The organism is Bacillus sp. FSL R5-0286, assembly GCF_038593245.1.
Taxonomy (GTDB): domain Bacteria; phylum Bacillota; class Bacilli; order Bacillales; family Bacillaceae; genus Bacillus; species Bacillus altitudinis.
The window spans coordinates 1,380,003-1,395,463 of record NZ_CP151977.1; the positions used below are offsets into that span (position 1 = coordinate 1,380,003).

General features: G+C 39.8%; 19 protein-coding genes. 16 read left to right on the forward strand and 3 right to left on the reverse strand.

What is annotated here, in order from left to right; translation table 11 throughout:
- Nucleotides 1-5: 5 nt before the first annotated feature.
- Nucleotides 6-248, forward strand: a complete 243-nt coding sequence (locus tag NST24_RS06990) for a YkuS family protein (RefSeq protein WP_003211408.1) — start codon at nt 6-8, stop codon at nt 246-248.
- A gap of 22 nt (nt 249-270) precedes the next feature.
- Here the strand turns inward: NST24_RS06990 and NST24_RS06995 are convergent, their stop codons facing one another.
- On the reverse strand, nt 271-1,080 hold the full coding sequence (locus NST24_RS06995; RefSeq protein ID WP_135008956.1) for a mechanosensitive ion channel family protein: 810 nt from the start codon (nt 1,078-1,080) through the stop codon (nt 271-273).
- A gap of 271 nt (nt 1,081-1,351) precedes the next feature.
- On the opposite strand from NST24_RS06995, the gene ahpA reads away from it, so the two are divergent.
- From ahpA to NST24_RS07010, 3 genes are all read left to right on the forward strand, one after another.
- Nucleotides 1,352-1,894: a biofilm-specific peroxidase AhpA gene (ahpA, locus tag NST24_RS07000; protein WP_007498654.1), complete on the forward strand. Its 543-nt coding sequence runs from the start codon at nt 1,352-1,354 to the stop codon at nt 1,892-1,894.
- Between the two features lie 276 nt (nt 1,895-2,170).
- Complete coding sequence (locus NST24_RS07005; protein WP_008345174.1) at nt 2,171-2,629, forward strand: TlpA disulfide reductase family protein; 459 nt, start codon at nt 2,171-2,173, stop codon at nt 2,627-2,629.
- Between the two features lie 481 nt (nt 2,630-3,110).
- Entirely contained in the window at nt 3,111-3,692 is a 582-nt protein-coding gene (locus tag NST24_RS07010) for a hypothetical protein (protein ID WP_007498648.1), read from the forward strand.
- Between the two features lie 62 nt (nt 3,693-3,754).
- Here NST24_RS07010 and NST24_RS07015 read toward each other — a convergent pair whose 3' ends face one another.
- Nucleotides 3,755-4,672 carry a hypothetical protein gene (locus NST24_RS07015; protein ID WP_041507373.1) on the reverse strand — a complete coding sequence of 306 codons (918 nt, stop codon included), beginning with the start codon at nt 4,670-4,672 and terminating at the stop codon, nt 3,755-3,757.
- 83 nt (nt 4,673-4,755) lie between these two features.
- Here NST24_RS07015 and NST24_RS07020 point away from each other — a divergent pair, with 83 nt between their 5' ends.
- From NST24_RS07020 to moaD, 6 genes are read left to right on the forward strand one after another with little or no spacing between them, the layout of a single operon-like run.
- Complete coding sequence (locus NST24_RS07020) at nt 4,756-5,337, forward strand: molybdenum cofactor guanylyltransferase (protein WP_342462481.1); 582 nt, start codon at nt 4,756-4,758, stop codon at nt 5,335-5,337.
- A 29-nt stretch (nt 5,338-5,366) separates the two neighbouring features.
- Entirely contained in the window at nt 5,367-6,383 is a 1,017-nt protein-coding gene (locus tag NST24_RS07025; protein ID WP_113766986.1) for a thiazole biosynthesis adenylyltransferase ThiF, read from the forward strand.
- Nucleotides 6,384-6,392: 9 nt separating this feature from the next.
- Nucleotides 6,393-7,667: a gephyrin-like molybdotransferase Glp gene (glp, locus tag NST24_RS07030; protein WP_342462482.1), complete on the forward strand. Its 1,275-nt coding sequence runs from the start codon at nt 6,393-6,395 to the stop codon at nt 7,665-7,667.
- On the forward strand, nt 7,649-8,176 hold the full coding sequence (gene mobB / locus NST24_RS07035; protein WP_024719560.1) for a molybdopterin-guanine dinucleotide biosynthesis protein B: 528 nt from the start codon (nt 7,649-7,651) through the stop codon (nt 8,174-8,176). The genes glp and mobB overlap by 19 nt, the downstream gene beginning before the upstream one ends.
- Complete coding sequence (locus tag NST24_RS07040; protein WP_041092418.1) at nt 8,169-8,660, forward strand: molybdenum cofactor biosynthesis protein MoaE; 492 nt, start codon at nt 8,169-8,171, stop codon at nt 8,658-8,660. The genes mobB and NST24_RS07040 overlap by 8 nt, the downstream gene beginning before the upstream one ends.
- Nucleotides 8,653-8,886, forward strand: a complete 234-nt coding sequence (gene moaD / locus NST24_RS07045; RefSeq protein WP_008345159.1) for a molybdopterin converting factor subunit 1 — start codon at nt 8,653-8,655, stop codon at nt 8,884-8,886. Before NST24_RS07040 ends, moaD begins: the two co-directional genes overlap by 8 nt.
- Before the next feature lie 47 nt (nt 8,887-8,933).
- Here moaD and NST24_RS07050 read toward each other — a convergent pair whose 3' ends face one another.
- Entirely contained in the window at nt 8,934-9,311 is a 378-nt protein-coding gene (locus tag NST24_RS07050) for a hypothetical protein (RefSeq protein WP_039168668.1), read from the reverse strand.
- A 518-nt stretch (nt 9,312-9,829) separates the two neighbouring features.
- Between NST24_RS07050 and NST24_RS07055 the strand changes: the two genes are divergently transcribed.
- The 6 genes from NST24_RS07055 to pfkB all read left to right on the forward strand — a co-directional run bounded on the left by NST24_RS07055 (nt 9,830) and on the right by pfkB (nt 15,453).
- Nucleotides 9,830-10,450, forward strand: coding sequence for a YIP1 family protein (locus NST24_RS07055; RefSeq protein WP_047946882.1), 621 nt, complete (start codon nt 9,830-9,832; stop codon nt 10,448-10,450).
- Between the two features lie 20 nt (nt 10,451-10,470).
- A complete protein-coding gene (locus NST24_RS07060) occupies nt 10,471-11,577 on the forward strand; it encodes an efflux RND transporter periplasmic adaptor subunit (RefSeq protein WP_342462483.1) in 1,107 nt (368 codons plus the stop codon).
- On the forward strand, nt 11,574-12,260 hold the full coding sequence (locus tag NST24_RS07065; protein ID WP_163116680.1) for an ABC transporter ATP-binding protein: 687 nt from the start codon (nt 11,574-11,576) through the stop codon (nt 12,258-12,260). The genes NST24_RS07060 and NST24_RS07065 overlap by 4 nt, the downstream gene beginning before the upstream one ends.
- Nucleotides 12,261-13,454, forward strand: coding sequence for an ABC transporter permease (locus NST24_RS07070; protein WP_251210762.1), 1,194 nt, complete (start codon nt 12,261-12,263; stop codon nt 13,452-13,454).
- 335 nt (nt 13,455-13,789) lie between these two features.
- Nucleotides 13,790-14,545 carry a DeoR/GlpR family DNA-binding transcription regulator gene (locus tag NST24_RS07075; protein WP_008345143.1) on the forward strand — a complete coding sequence of 252 codons (756 nt, stop codon included), beginning with the start codon at nt 13,790-13,792 and terminating at the stop codon, nt 14,543-14,545.
- Nucleotides 14,542-15,453: a 1-phosphofructokinase gene (pfkB, locus tag NST24_RS07080; RefSeq protein WP_342462484.1), complete on the forward strand. Its 912-nt coding sequence runs from the start codon at nt 14,542-14,544 to the stop codon at nt 15,451-15,453. The genes NST24_RS07075 and pfkB overlap by 4 nt, the downstream gene beginning before the upstream one ends.
- The last annotated feature ends 8 nt before the right edge of the window (nt 15,454-15,461 follow it).

Consider the following 15,461-nt stretch of genomic DNA (forward strand, 5'->3'; position numbering starts at 1 on the left):
TGATTATGACAAGAATTGGTGTAGAACCATCTTTATCCGATGTAGAAGAGCTTTTGAAGCAAAAAGGGTATGATGTCGTACGTATTCAAAATGAACAGCAAATGGATCAGTGTGACTGCTATGTGGTCACAGGACTAGATTCAAATGTTCTTGGCATTTCAGACACAACGACAAAGGCATCTGTCATTACAGCGTCAGGTATGACGGCTGATGAAATTTGTCAAGAAGTAGAACAGCGTGTTCAATAAAACAAACAAAAGAACCAGGATATTATGATCCTGGTTCTTTTTGCTCTTTGGCTAGATCGAGTGCTGCTTTCATTTTTTTGCGCAGAATTCGTTCGACACGCCACTGCTCCATCGTTTCAGTTTTTGCAATGATACGAAGGACGAGGGATGAGGAGCCAAATGATTCCACTCCAACGACTTGAGGACCTTCGATGATTTGCGGCATGCTCTCACGAACTTCATCACAGGCTGCTTGCAAAGTGGTGATCATCTGATCCACATTTTCATCTGGGGATAATTCGATATCAACGAGTGCCTGCATCGTCCCTCGTGAATGATTGCTTACATTAAGTATACTTCGGTTTGGAATGAAATGAAGAGTGCCATCAAAGCTTCTAAGCTGTGTTGTTCTCAGTCCAATTTGTTCAACGATCCCATCGAAACCAGCAACCGTTATATACTCGCCGACATCAAATTGTTTTTCCAGCAGTATGAAGAAGCCTGTCACAATATCACTCACTAATCCCTGAGCGCCAAATCCAATGGCAAGTCCTACAACACCTGCCCCAGCCAGCAAGGCGGTTGGGTTATAATGAAATAAGTCGAGGATCATCACAACTAGAATAAAAATCAGCAAGTAGGCGAAAATATTTAAGGTAAGACTTTGCAGCGTTTGAGCTCGTGATAAAGAGACATCATGCTTCTCAGAGAATGCTGAATAGGCACGCTTAATCATCTTGTTTCCAATCGCTCTGATGATAAAATAAATCACAAAAATAGCGATTAATTTTAACAAAATTATACTGCTGTTCATGATGATGGAAACCCAATCTACTTGTTCAAGTGCTTTCATGATCTTCAAAACCTTTCTATGTATGTGCGAAATGAGAAGCTAATCATTTGTTCCCTTATGCAAGTCATGTTAAACTTTTAATAGTTGGAGCGAGAGATTGTGACAAATCGTTAATTAAATTTATTATTAATTAATATTGACTAAAAATCGCTTAAGTATTATAATTATATTTGTGAAGTTATTAACTAAATGAGAATTTAACCTATTGATTCTCATTTTATATACAGCTAAGAAGTCTGTATAAAGATATTATTTTTGGAGGGATTTACATATGGCAGAGCGTTTTGTAGGAAAACAAGCTCCACGTTTTGAAATGGAAGCAGTACTTGCTAATAAGGAATTTGGTAAAGTGAGTTTAGAGGAAAACATCAAGAATGACAAATGGACAGTTCTTTTCTTCTATCCAATGGATTTCACTTTTGTTTGTCCAACTGAAATTACAGCAATGAGCGATCGTTATGATGAGTTCGAAGATTTAGATGCAGAAATCATCGGTGTATCTACTGATACAATCCATACGCATCTTGCTTGGATCAACACAGATCGTAAAGACAATGGTCTTGGAGAATTAAAATACCCACTAGCTGCTGACACAAACCACACAGTATCTAGAGAATACGGTGTTTTAATTGAAGAAGAAGGAATTGCACTTCGTGGTCTATTCATCATTAACCCAGAAGGCGAACTTCAATATCAAACAGTATTCCACAACAATATCGGTCGTGATGTAGATGAGACACTACGTGTTCTTCAAGCATTACAAACTGGTGGACTTTGCCCAGCGAACTGGAAGCCTGGTCAAAAAACACTTTAATTGATAGTTGAAGAAGCAGTCTAACTGATGTTAGACCTTCAGATTGTTGACAAAGGGCTAAAATGAACTTGATTTTAGCCCTTTGTCTTCTTTTCAGCGTGATAGAAAACCTTTGCAGCCCTAGGAAGGACGAGTACTGGCGCGAAGCGAATGTGACATTTGTGAGCATCAGCACGCAGGACTGACAAAGAATGCGAGGGTTTGTCTACATGCTGGGGTCTAACTGATGTTAGACCTTTTTGTTTCGAGACATACAATGGATGGAGGCGCTTCAAAATGAAATTACGTCAACCAATGCCAGAACTAACTGGTGCAAAAGAATGGTTAAATGGAGAAGTAACAAGAGAAGAATTAATTGGTGATAAACCAACATTGATCCACTTCTGGTCAGTTAGCTGTCACCTTTGTAAAGAGGCGATGCCGCAAGTGAACCAATTCCGTGATGAATACAAGGATCAACTAAACGTGATCGCAGTTCATATGCCACGTTCAGAGGATGACCTAGATCTAGAAAAAATCAAAGAGGTTGCAAATGAGCATGAAATCACACAGCCAATCTTTGTAGACAGCGACCATAAATTAACAGAAGCATTTGAGAACGAATATGTACCAGCTTACTATGTATTCGATAAAACAGGTGCTTTACGCCACTTCCAAGCTGGCGGCAGCGGTATGAAAATGCTTGAAAAACGTGTCAATCGAGTTCTTTCTGAGTCTGAAAAGGCTGCAGAATAGGCTTTCCCCCCATTCATGGGGGTTTTTTCATGGGGAAAAATAGGAGACATATTGCACTGGATGAATATGATTGTAGGTGGAATGCCTAAGAAAAGAGAAAATGAGGGATTTCATTAAAAAAATTTCCTGAAACAAAAAGGTATTATGACCTATTTACATTTTCGTTTTGAAATGAAAATGTAAAGATTTTAACTTTTTACTATTCAGAACGTTTTTGCACAAAAGAAATTTCAGTTTGGTAAATAACTATATAAATCAAGTAGTATAAGCGTTTATTCAAAATTTTTACAATATTTTAAAGGTGGTCAAAAGCCTATAGTGGCAATGAAATGGGTGCCGATTTTTCTTCTTTGGCAAAATTTTAGTTGGAAATACCTATCTGATAGCAAACTGTAAAATGATAAAAAAATAGTTGATAAAATTAGTTTTCTAATCTAATATTTACTATAGAATATTTTTTATATGATGAGGGGGAAATCCATTGTTTAATGAGAGGGAAGCGTTACGTTTACGATTGGAACAATTAAATGAAGCAGAAGTTAAGGTCATCCGTGAATATCAAATTGAACGAGATGCGATTTACGCAAAACTAAGAGAATTAGACCGTCAAGGTACAGGTCTCGTCACAGATACAAAAAAAGAAGTGCGTACAGAGAGAAAAACAGATTCACTGCCTGTATTAGCTGAGCTGGCTGCACAAGAAATGAGAAGCTACAATCAGCCTGCGCAAACGCAGTCAAACGTTACATCATCTTTAGGAACAGGTCAGCTAAATGGTGCACCTGTAGGTATTCCTGAAGGATCTACAAGACGCAGAAGAGGCACAGCTAGACCTGGATCAAAGGCAGCTAAGCTTCGTGAAGCTGCAATCAAAACATTAAAGCGTCATAATGCGGCGATTAAAAGCTCTGAACTTCAAAAAGAGATTGAAAAAGAGAGCGGTCTTGAAATTCCAAATATGACAACGTTTATGCAAAGCTTAATTAAAATGTACCCTGAAGTGAAGAAACCTTATCGCGGACAGTATATTTTAGAAGGCGACATTCAAACAGAAGACGAATAAATAAAAAAGAAACTGCTGGGCGTAAATGCCAGCAGTTTTTTCTTGCGTACGTGATGAACTGATCACTTTTTTTGATCAACTGTATAGACAATCTTTCGTTCTTTGGGCATGTTGTCGCGCTGTTTTTTAAATCCATCGATCTTCACTGTCATGACCTCTCCACTCCGCTGCACCGCATCAACTTTTGCCTGGAGCGTTTCTACTTGTTCGTTTAGTTTCTTTAAAATCGGTCCTATTTCTTCGGTTGTTTGCAAAATAGGGTCTTGTGAGAACGGCTCGGCATTTGTTTGGGCTGACTGGTCGATATCAGCAAAATGAGAAGCGATCCATTCCTCGCTTTCGGCTAACTGTTTTTGGTAGCTCGTGAGCGTTTCATAAAAAATAGCTTCTTTTGCTTTTTCGATTTGCAGTAATTTTTCTTGTGTTTCATAAAAACGCTCCTGTAGATGCCGCACGCCTTCTTGTAATAAATGAAGCTCTGCGTTTTTATCGCCTAGAGTTTGCTGCAGTTTTTCAATCACCACGGATAAAGTATTTCCTTTTTTCTCCTCTTTTGCAAGCTGTTTATCTTGGTCTAGTAATCGCTCCTGTAGTTGCTGAGACATTTCCTTATATTTTACAACCTTCAAATGCAATCGGTGCTTTTCCTCTGTTTCTTTTCGTCTATGATAGGTTTCCTTTTGCAGCATTTCATGAAGAAGGACGATTTTATGTAATAATTCCGATTTGCTATAAGAGAGATCCTGTATTTTAGATGATGCTTCGTCTTGGTCAATGGTCATTTCATCCAATTGTTGTTTTAATTGAGTGAAATCCTTTTTCATCTCATGATATTCTTGAGATAGCTTCTTGTTTTTAGCATACGTATATGTGGACTGTAAATCTGAAATCATCTGTTGATATTTGGCCGTTTCAGCTTTTAAAAATAGATTTTCTTGAGACAGATCATGGAATAGGGGAGAAGCATGGCGCCGGTTCATAGGTAGACCCTCCTTATTCATGTTATCAATAAAGTATGCGAAATGAGTGCGATTAGAACAACCATATCAAAGGGGATGAGATGATGAGAATAGTGAATGTGATACTAGCCGGAGGTGCTTCTAGGCGTTTTGGAGAGCCAAAGGCAAGTCATGTCTATCAGGGGAAACCACTATATGAACATGTGAAAGAGCAACTTTTGAAAGGGGAAACCATCATCATCAGTCACCCGAAGCTTCTGCCTTTTTTCAAAGCGAGAGGGGAACAAGCTGTTTGGTTAGATGATGAACAGGTGCGTGGGTATGGCCCGCTTGCAGGCATATATACCGCTATGCAAAAGCAAGAAGCAGAGTGGTATTTAGTGACGGCATGTGATATGCCATTCATACGAAAAGAGACAGCCGTCGCTTTATCTTCTTATTGCCATGAGCATGTAGATGCTGTGGTCCCGATGGTGCAGGAAAGATTACAGCCGTTATTTGCGCTTTATCACCGCCGCAGTCTTTCGTTTATTTCTGCGTGCTTAAAAGAGAATCAATTAGCTATTAAAGACTTATTACAAAAACTTCACGTCCAGGTTGTTCCAGCCGACGAACTGAACGTGGCACCAAATGAATTTCACAATATCAATAAAAGAAGCGATTTACCTGAAAACGGTATGATATGATACATAAAAACGAGGAGGAGAGAACAATATTGAACGAGCGATATTCAAGGCAAATCTTGTTCCCTCCGGTAGGGGAAAAAGGGCAGTCTGCGCTTGCCGAAAGTCATGTCCTTATTGTTGGAGCTGGTGCACTTGGAACAGCGTCTGCTGAAGGGCTTGTCCGTTCAGGAATTGGTACTTTGACGATTGTAGATCGTGATTATGTCGAATTCTCAAATTTACAGCGGCAGCAGCTGTACACTGAACACGATGCAAAGATGCATGTGCCAAAAGCGGCAGCGGCGAAAAAACGTCTCCAAGAGATCAACCATGAAGTGACCATACACGCTCTTATTGAAGATGCAGGAGTAGAGCTGTTAAGACCTTTATTCCGAAAAGCAAATATCGTCATTGATGCGACTGATAATTTTGAGACAAGAATGGTGATGAATGATTTATCTTTAGAAACAAATACGCCTTGGATTTACGGTGCCTGTGTGAGCAGTCAGGGAATGTATATGACCATTTTGCCGGGCAAAACACCTTGCTTATCCTGTGTGTTTACCTCAATGCCTGTTGGGGGTTTGACATGTGATACAGCTGGTATTATTTCTCCTGCTGTCCAAATGGTGTCGGCTTATCAGCAAACAGAGGCATTAAAATATTTAACAGGGCATGAAGAGCAAATGGAGCGAAAGTTTGTCACGTTTGATTTGTGGCAGTCGTCTTCGTTTAAAATGGATGTATCTCGTACGAAGCAGGAAAGTTGTCCTTCTTGCGGCACAAATAGAACGTATCCATATTTACAGGAACAGCGCAAAAAAACAGCGGTTCTTTGCGGACGTGACACCGTTCAAATCATATCGAAGGATTTAGAAAACCTTTCATTTCAGCATGTAAAAGAGCGTCTGTCCTCTATTTGTGAGGTGGAAGTGAACGATTTTTTAATTCATATACGCTATGAAAGACACCGTATCGTTTGTTTTAAAGGAGGACGTGTATTAATCCATGGGACAAATGATGAAAAAGTAGCCAATTCATTACTAGCAAGACTGCTAGGCATATAGGAGTGAGAAGTGATGGAAAGACGACAGCCAATTCCAGTAGAAGAGGCAGTAAAGAAAGTCCACCAATTTCAAAAACATGGACAAGTCGAATGGGTTCCTTTAAAGAACAGCCTTGGAAGATGGATTGCAGAGGATATTTTAGCAGATCACGATGTTCCTGCCTTTGATCGTTCTCCGTATGATGGTTTTGCACTTCGAGCAGAAGATACAAAGGATGCATCGAGCGAGCATCCGGTTGAATTTGAGGTCATTGATCATATAGGGGCAGGTATTGTTTCTGCAAAAACGATCGGCCCTTTTCAAGCGATTCGCATCATGACAGGAGCGAAGATTCCAAAAGGAGCAAATGTTGTGATCATGCTTGAATTGACGAAAACGTTTGAAAAAGACGGTAAATCAATGATGTCACTTAAAAGACCTCTGAAAAAGGGAGACAATATTTCTCGCCAAGGAGAAGAGACCCTCAAAGGGAACGTCATGATCAAAAAAGGCTCAAAAGTTACCCCAGGCGTGACGGCGATATTGGCAACGTTCGGGTATGCGGTTGTGCCAGTCGTCAAAAAAACGGTCATCGGTATCATCTCAACAGGTACCGAGCTCCTACAAGTAAGTGATGCCATGGTGGACGGTAAAATTAGAAATAGTAACCTAAGTATGGTGTACGCTCAGGTTCTTGAAGCTGGAGGAGAACCGCTTGATTTAGGCGGTGTATCCGATGATTTTGATCAAAGCTATGAAGCAGTAAAAGCAGCCTTAAGCAAAGTTGATATGCTCATCACAACAGGTGGTGTATCGGTAGGTGATTTTGACTTTTTACCTGCTATTTATGAAAAACTAGGTGCAGATGTGTTGTTTAATAAAGTGGCCATGAGACCTGGAAGTGTTACGACCGTTGCTGCGTTGCCAAATGGTCAATTGCTTTATGGGCTGTCAGGAAATCCGGCTGCCTGTTTTGTTGGCTTTGAACTATTTGTCAAACCGATCATTTATAAATGGTGTTTGAAAGAAAATCCATTTCCCGTTTTTGCTGAGGCGAAGCTGACACATGATTTTCCAAAAGCCAATCCGTTCACACGATTTGTTAGAGCATCACTTGATTTCGCTGGCAGTCAGCTAAGTGTGACGCCAACAGGTCTTGATAAATCTAGTGCGGTGACATCGATTGCTCATGCTGATTGTTTCATTGTATTGCCCGGAGGAACAAGAGGGTTTAGTGCAGGTGACCAGGTCAGCGTTCTGCTATTTCACCACGAAGGCGGTGCTCCATGTTGGATGACAAATTAAACATTCTACAAGTCGTGGGCTATCAAAATAGTGGTAAAACGACGCTGATCGAAAAATTATGTCAGCTGGCGGATGAAGAAGAAATGCAGCTAGGCTGCTTCAAACATCACGGACATGGCGGAAAGCCAGACCGTCTGTTCAAACAAAAAGATACGGATCGATATGTTCAAGCGGGTGCATTTGCCGCAGGTGTGGAGGGAGAAGGTGAATGTCACTTTTTCATACGGCACATGACATTCGCGCAACTACTCAACATGTGTCAGCATCTTCCTTTAGATGCCGTCTTGATCGAAGGATACAAACAGGCGCCTTACCGCAAAATCCTGTGTGTCAAAGACGAACAGGAACTCATTGATCTTTCAACACTTTCTCATATACAAGCAGCCATTTATTTCAATAAAGAAATACAATTCACTGAGAAATACCCGTTTCCTGTGTTTTCAGCATTTGATAAGCGCGGGATCACATTTGCTTTTAATTTATTGAAGGGGGAAGCCTCGTATGAATGAACTTTTTAACATCACAAAAGAGCCAATTGATGTGAATGAATTGATTCAGCATGTCACAAGACGCAAAGCGGGAGCCATTACGACATTCATAGGCACGGTAAGAGAATGGACAAATGGCAAAAAAACGCTGCGTTTAACATATGAAGCATACATACCAATGGCGGAAAATATGTTGAGTCAAATTGGACAAGAAATTAAAAAACGCTGGCCCGATACAGAAGCTGCTATTGTGCATCGTATTGGCACTCTTGAGATATGTGACATTGCAGTGGCAATAGCTGTTTCATCACCTCATCGGAAAGCTGCATACGAAGCCAATGAATATGCGATTGAACGAATAAAGGAAATCGTTCCTATTTGGAAAAAGGAATACTGGGAAGATGGAGAGGCTTGGATAGGTGATCAGCTTGAAACCGTTTCATACCCGGAAGGAAAACCTAGTACTCTCCAACTTAACGAGAAAGAAGGGAAGCGGCATGATTAGCGTATTATTGTTCGCCGGCCTTGCTGAGAAGGCCGGTAAACAACAAATCATCATTCAAAAAGATCAAACAACGGTTGATGAGATTAAAATAGAATTACAGGAGGTATATGGAGTTGATACTGCACAAAACGTGATGGTTGCAGTCAACGAAATATATACGAGGGGAAATGCTGAAGTGCGTAGCGGGGACACTGTTGCACTCATTCCTCCTGTAAGTGGTGGATAATAGATATTAGAGGACTTGGTTATGGCCGGCGGCTGTAACCAATTTTTTTATGTGTGAAAAGATTGTAGAGGTACTTGGGTATGATCTTCGTAAATAAAACATCCCCGGCGTGCTTTAGAAATGTGAGGATCGAGCTGTTGAATGAGATCATACAATTCGCTGATTCGTCTCACATTGAAATCTGTTCGTGCTTGAAGCTGTTCTTTTAATTCTTTTGTGCTCACGATGCTTCCCTTTTTTTCTTTAATAATATCTACACACCTTGCTGCGTAGTATATTTTGTCATTAGAAGGTCTGCTCTCTTTCATATCAAGTAATTTAAGCTCATGATAAATCAGTTCTCTTTCCTTTCGAAAGTATTGCCATGCTTCTTGTTCCTTTTCATAAAGTAAAATCAATTGCAGTTTCAATTTTTCTCTTAACATTCACTTGACTCCATTTCCACTATCATTTAACCTACCTCTATTTTACATTATATGAAAAAATAACATTTGATCAAGTAAAATCCTTTTATTTTTATTTTTTTAATATGAAAGTATTGTTACTAAAGGCTCATCTGTTCTATAAAAGGCGCTAAACATAGTCCTATAAAGCCGGGATTCATTGAAATTACTAGGAATATTTTAACAAAAAATTGTTGTGTCTAACTGAGACCATCTGAATCCAAAGGAAAAGGATATTTATTCCGAAAGACATGTTGTTTACTTCATAAAATGTTTTTCAGTCAGTAAAATCATGATTTTTTCATATGAATATGGTCGGATCAAGGTATCATTTGAAGGATGTCGTTCATGAAAATAGAATAATAGATTCAATCCTATCACTATGAAAATAAGAAAATCAAATGATCTATCACTTATTGGCAATCTTTTGATAAAATAGAAACAACAAGAGTATGAAAAAACGTTTCCATACTTACAGCACATGGAGAGGATGACATTTGATGAAAGAAACAACGCAAAAACCCACAATTATAGGCGTAAGTACAAGACCATCAGAGCATTTAAAAAGAGTGTGGGAGCAGCCATTCGTTTGGTGGCCTTTATCATGTGTGCTTGTATTAACAGTTGTTGTCACTTATTTGTCTCAGCTAGTGAATGAAGGAATGTGGGCAGATTTAATTTTACCAATCCCTTTCGTTTATGTGATCACGCTCATTGGTTTGGTCATTGGGATTGTCATTAATACTGCCGTATACAGGTTCATCGTCTTTTTAGCAAAAGGTGATGCAACGTTTCAGCAGCTATTTTCAGGTGTGCTTTATATCACACCTATTACGATCATTGGTACGATCATTTCTCATTTAGCGATCATCATGTTTCATGTGCCAAAAGATATCACTATTACCTCATTAAACGCATTCATTCGAATGTCTGGTTCATGGCATGCTGTGTTAGGAAATATTGACCTTTTTGTGATTTGGAATCTTGTTTTAACAGGCTTTTTATTGATCAAGGTCGGCCGCATTTCGCCAAGAATATCTTGGATTATTGTGAGTGTCTTTTATGTATTATCTTTAATTTTTCAATATGTAGGAACTACGATCACCATCAACATGCAGTAAGCTGGAGGTAGAATGTTTTTATGAGAAAGAAAATCATCATCGGATCCATTATCATTATTGTGATTGGTCTATTTATTGGATTTAATATTGCAAAAAACCAATCAAAGCCTGCCTCTACGGCATCATTTAAAACAGTCCAACTTGCACCAAAAGAAATAACCTCTAAGGTGATGACGCCTGGAACACTTTCATTCTCGGAGGAGCAATTTATTTATACAGAAGAAGAGAAGGGAAGCCTGAATCATATCGCTGTGAAAGAAGGAGAAAAGGTGAAAGCTGGAACACCGCTTCTTACATATGAAAATAAGGAACTGGAGCTTGAAGAACAGCAGCAAGCACTTGCGGCTGAATCAAGTACACTAAAGCTTGAACAATTACAAAATAGACTCAATTCATTAGATGAAAATCAGGGGAAAAAGGCGGGCTCTGATTCGAAAAACGAGCGAGATCAGCTTGAACTCGAACTCAAAGCTGCTGAATTAGAGCAAAAACAAGCGGAGCTTAACCAAGAAAAAGTAAAGGCACAAATAGAAGATTTAACGATACATAGCAAAATTGAAGGAACAGTCATCTCCATCGAGCAAGATGCTGGCGCAGGGAAGCTAGAAGAGAGACAGCCGGTAATCCATATTGGCAATGAGAAAAAAATGATTGTACGAGGCTTAATCAGTGAGTATGATGCTATGAAAGTCAAAAAGAAACAAAAAGTAAAGGTAACGTCTGATGTCATTCGCGGAAAGAGTTGGCAAGGAGTGGTGAAAAAAGTGGGCGCTGTGCCTGCCCAGTCAACAGCAGAAACAGCTGCTAGTGATCAAACGGTACAATATCCAGTCGAAATTGAAATAAAAGGGAAAAAGCCGGATGCAAAACCAGGCTTTAAAATGATCATGGAAATTGAAACGGACAAGCGTCAAGTGCTCACAATTCCTGAAACAGCTGTGAAAAAAGACAAAGATGGTTCATACGTTTATGTTGTTGAAAAGAATGCACTGAAGAAAGTAAAAGTGACATTAGGTGAAACGTCAGGTCAAGATCTTGAAGTGACGAAAGGTTTAACAAAAGAAGATCAAATCATTGCAGAGCCATCAGATGATATGTATGACGGAATGGAAGTGAATGCTGAATGATTCAGCTTTCAAACGTGACAAAAAGCTACGAAGTCGCTGAGGAGACATTTGATGTATTAAGTGATGTGGACCTCGTCATTGGTAAAGGCGAGTATATGTCCATTATGGGCCCGTCCGGTTCTGGAAAATCAACGTTAATGAATATCATTGGCTGTTTGGACCACCCGACCTCCGGACAGTACCATTTTCAAGGTATGGAGCTGTCGGCAGCAAAGGATCAAGAACTGGCAGTGATTCGAAATCGATCCATTGGTTTTGTTTTTCAACAATTTTATTTACTGCCTAGATTAAATGCGAGGCGAAATGTGGAACTTCCGATGATTTACGCTGGTATCAGTCAAAAGGAAAGAAAAGAGCGTGCGGAAATGGCACTTGAAAAGGTTGGTTTGGCAGATCGAATGAAGCATATGCCAAACGAGTTGTCAGGGGGACAAAAGCAAAGAGTAGCCATCGCACGTGCGATTGTCAATGAGCCGGAGCTCATCTTGGCAGATGAACCAACAGGCGCTCTTGATTCAAAAACGAGCGGCTCGATTATGGAACAGTTTACAAAGCTCAATGAGGAAGGAACAACGGTTGTGCTCGTTACTCATGAAGAAGAAATAGCTGCGTATACAAACCGGATAGTCGTTGTGAGAGATGGACGCCTCGCTCAAGATAGATTGATACAAGGAGACGAATGAATGAAACTCTTTGAAAATATCAAAATAGCGCTGAATTCTGTCCTTGCTCATAAATTGCGGTCTATTTTAACGATGCTTGGCATTATTATTGGGGTTGGCTCGGTGATTGCAGTCGTTGCCATCGGTCAAGGCGGCGAGCAAATGCTGAAAGAATCAATTTCAGGGCCAAACAATACCATTGATATGACCTATACACCCTCTGATGAGGAGTTAAATGCGAATCCGAATGCGTTATTTGAAGCCACATTTACTGAAGAAGACATTCAAAGTGTTCAAGCATTGAATGGGGTTAAACAGGTTGCCTCCTCCACGGCACAAGGCATGCAATTAAGATTCCAAGATACAACAATAGATGCAACGGTCAATGGGATTAATGAAGGCTACACGAATGTACATTCATTACATATAGCAGAAGGACAGGACTTACGTGAAATCGATTTTAGGAGCGGAAGAAGGGCAGCTGTTATTTCAGAAGGGATACAAAAAGAATTGTTTAATGGAGAGAAGGCAGTAGGCAAGTTGATTTGGATGAATGGACAGCCGGTTGAGGTGATCGGGGTTTTAGCAAAACAGGAAGGGCTGTTTTCATTTGATATGAATGAAATATATGTCCCATTTGCAATGCTGACAACTGCATTTGGTGTGAAAGAATATGATAAGTTGTCTATTCAAGTCGCACATGCTGATCAAATGAAAGAAGTAGGAAAGAGTGCGGCTGCACGCTTAAATGAAAATCACCATACAGAAGATGCTTACGAAATGATCAATCTGGAAGAGATTGCAGCAGGCATTGGTCAGATTACGTCTGTCATGACAACAATCATTGGCTCAATTGCTGGTATCTCATTACTTGTCGGCGGCATTGGTGTCATGAATATTATGCTCGTATCTGTCACAGAAAGAACAAGAGAAATCGGAATTCGAAAGGCACTTGGGGCAACTAGGGCTCAAATACTCGTTCAGTTTTTAATTGAGTCTGTCGTCCTTACACTGATCGGTGGGTTACTTGGAATCGCGCTTGGCTTAGGAGGTGCTTCACTTGTGTCACTGTTTGCAGGGTGGCCTTCTCTTGTATCGTGGCAGATCGTATGTGGAGGCGTCCTATTTAGTATGCTCATTGGTATTATTTTTGGACTGATTCCTGCCAATAAAGCAGCGAGGCTCGATCCTATTGAATCACTTAGATATGAATAATCCTAAAGTTAACGTTCAAGGTGCTGACAAGAAGGTAGAACGAGATATGTTGCCTGCTGTTCCGCACCTGAAGCCTTTATGCAAAACGCATAAAGGCTTTTTTTCGTTCAATTGAATGAAATGAAAAATGATAGAAATGCTAATATCATGACTTTCTTCTCAATGTCACATATTTTTCAGTTTACAAATGGTACATATAAAGGTAAGATGACCATTGTGAAAGATTTTGATAGTTATTGAATGTATTTGATTGTTTTGTATTGATAATGTTGAAAAAAGCGATTACAATAAAGGTGCGCGCAAAATGAATACGTTTTCAAAAGGGGGTGTTTTCAATGCTAACACCAGAAAGACATCAACTCATTATCGACTATTTAGAAGAAAACGATGTCATCAAAATACAGGACTTAACGATTATGACGGATGCGTCTGAATCTACAATTAGAAGAGATTTATCAGCCCTCGAAGAAAAAGGTTTTCTTAAAAGAGTTCATGGAGGAGCTGCTAAAATATCTAGTATTCGTCTTGAGCCAGATGTGTTTGAGAAATCTGCCAAAAACCTTCATGAAAAGTCATTGATTGCAGAGGCAGCTGCATCACTTTTAAAACAAGGCGATTGTATTTACTTAGATGCTGGTACGACAACACAGCAAATGATTGACTTTATCGATCCAGATCAAGATATCGTGGTGGTGACAAATGGTGTCATGCACATTGAAGCACTCATGAGAAAAGGCATTTCTTTTTACCTGATAGGCGGATCAGTGAAACATCGAACAGGAGCCATGGTGGGAGCCGCAGCTTTGACAGCTATGGAAAATTACCGTTTTGACAAAAGCTTTGTTGGGACGAACGGCATTCATCCCGAGGCAGGGTTTACAACACCTGATCCAGAAGAAGCGCTCATTAAAAAAAGAGCCATGAAGCAGGCGAAAAAAACCTACATCTTAACAGATGCCTCAAAGTTTGGCGAAATATCGTTTTCAACCTTTGCTAGTTTACAGGAAGCCACCATTATCACAAACGACGCAAAAGAGGATTCATTCGATAATTACCATGAAAAAACGGTTATAAAGGTAGTGAAAACATGATTTATACAGTTACTTTAAACCCATCAGTTGATTACATCGTGCACGTGGAGGATTTTGCGGTCGGCGGTTTAAATCGTTCAACCTATGACAAAAAATATCCAGGTGGTAAAGGAATCAATGTCTCAAGGCTTTTAAAACGGCACGGTGTTGAATCAAAAGCACTTGGATTCATTGGCGGTTTTACAGGCAAATATATTCTAGACTTTTTACAAAACGAACAATTACAAACAGCCTTTCATGAGGTGCCAGAAGATACACGTATCAATGTGAAACTAAAAACAGGCGAAGAAACGGAAATCAACGGGCTCGGTCCAAGTATTACTGAAGCACAGTTCGATTCGTTTTTATCCCAATTCACTTCATTAACAGAAGGCGATGTCGTTGTATTAGCAGGCAGCATTCCTTCTTCACTGCCTCATAACACATATGAGCGCATTGCTGAAGTATGTGCGAAGCAAGGGGTAAGAGTAGTACTTGATATTTCTGGAGAAGCCTTAAAAAAAGCAGCAGATCTGAAACCATTCTTAATGAAACCAAACCATCATGAGTTAGGTGAAATGTTTGAAACCAGTATTTCATCTGCAGAAGAAGCCATTCCTTATGGGAAAAAGCTGTTGGAACAAGGTGCTGAACATGTCATTGTATCTATGGCTGGAGACGGCGCTCTCTTATTCAGTAAGGAAGGAATCTTTCAATCTAATGTTCCAAAAGGCAAGCTGATCAACTCAGTTGGTGCAGGGGATTCAGTCGTTGCAGGATTCTTAGCTGGCGTTTCTAAAGGCCTTTCCATAGAAGAATCATTTAAGCTTGGCGTCACATCAGGAAGTGCTACAGCATTTTCTGAGGAACTTGGAACAAAAGAGCTTGTCGATACATTATTGCCACAAGTAAAAGTCACACGCATTTAAAGGAGGAG

Excerpts from the sequence above, each read along its gene's own strand:
- NST24_RS06990 (WP_003211408.1), top strand. The coding sequence starts at position 6 with ATGACAAGAATTGGTGTAGAACCATCTTTATCCGATGTAGAAGAGCTT.
- NST24_RS06995 (WP_135008956.1), bottom strand. The coding sequence starts at position 1,080 with ATGAAAGCACTTGAACAAGTAGATTGGGTTTCCATCATCATGAACAGC.
- ahpA (WP_007498654.1), top strand. The coding sequence starts at position 1,352 with ATGGCAGAGCGTTTTGTAGGAAAACAAGCTCCACGTTTTGAAATGGAA.
- NST24_RS07005 (WP_008345174.1), top strand. The coding sequence starts at position 2,171 with ATGAAATTACGTCAACCAATGCCAGAACTAACTGGTGCAAAAGAATGG.
- NST24_RS07015 (WP_041507373.1), bottom strand. The coding sequence starts at position 4,672 with ATGAACCGGCGCCATGCTTCTCCCCTATTCCATGATCTGTCTCAAGAA.
- NST24_RS07020 (WP_342462481.1), top strand. The coding sequence starts at position 4,756 with ATGAGAATAGTGAATGTGATACTAGCCGGAGGTGCTTCTAGGCGTTTT.
- mobB (WP_024719560.1), top strand. The coding sequence starts at position 7,649 with ATGTTGGATGACAAATTAAACATTCTACAAGTCGTGGGCTATCAAAAT.
- NST24_RS07040 (WP_041092418.1), top strand. The coding sequence starts at position 8,169 with ATGAATGAACTTTTTAACATCACAAAAGAGCCAATTGATGTGAATGAA.
- moaD (WP_008345159.1), top strand. The coding sequence starts at position 8,653 with ATGATTAGCGTATTATTGTTCGCCGGCCTTGCTGAGAAGGCCGGTAAA.
- NST24_RS07050 (WP_039168668.1), bottom strand. The coding sequence starts at position 9,311 with ATGTTAAGAGAAAAATTGAAACTGCAATTGATTTTACTTTATGAAAAG.
- NST24_RS07055 (WP_047946882.1), top strand. The coding sequence starts at position 9,830 with ATGAAAGAAACAACGCAAAAACCCACAATTATAGGCGTAAGTACAAGA.
- NST24_RS07060 (WP_342462483.1), top strand. The coding sequence starts at position 10,471 with ATGAGAAAGAAAATCATCATCGGATCCATTATCATTATTGTGATTGGT.
- NST24_RS07065 (WP_163116680.1), top strand. The coding sequence starts at position 11,574 with ATGATTCAGCTTTCAAACGTGACAAAAAGCTACGAAGTCGCTGAGGAG.
- NST24_RS07070 (WP_251210762.1), top strand. The coding sequence starts at position 12,261 with ATGAAACTCTTTGAAAATATCAAAATAGCGCTGAATTCTGTCCTTGCT.
- NST24_RS07075 (WP_008345143.1), top strand. The coding sequence starts at position 13,790 with ATGCTAACACCAGAAAGACATCAACTCATTATCGACTATTTAGAAGAA.
- pfkB (WP_342462484.1), top strand. The coding sequence starts at position 14,542 with ATGATTTATACAGTTACTTTAAACCCATCAGTTGATTACATCGTGCAC.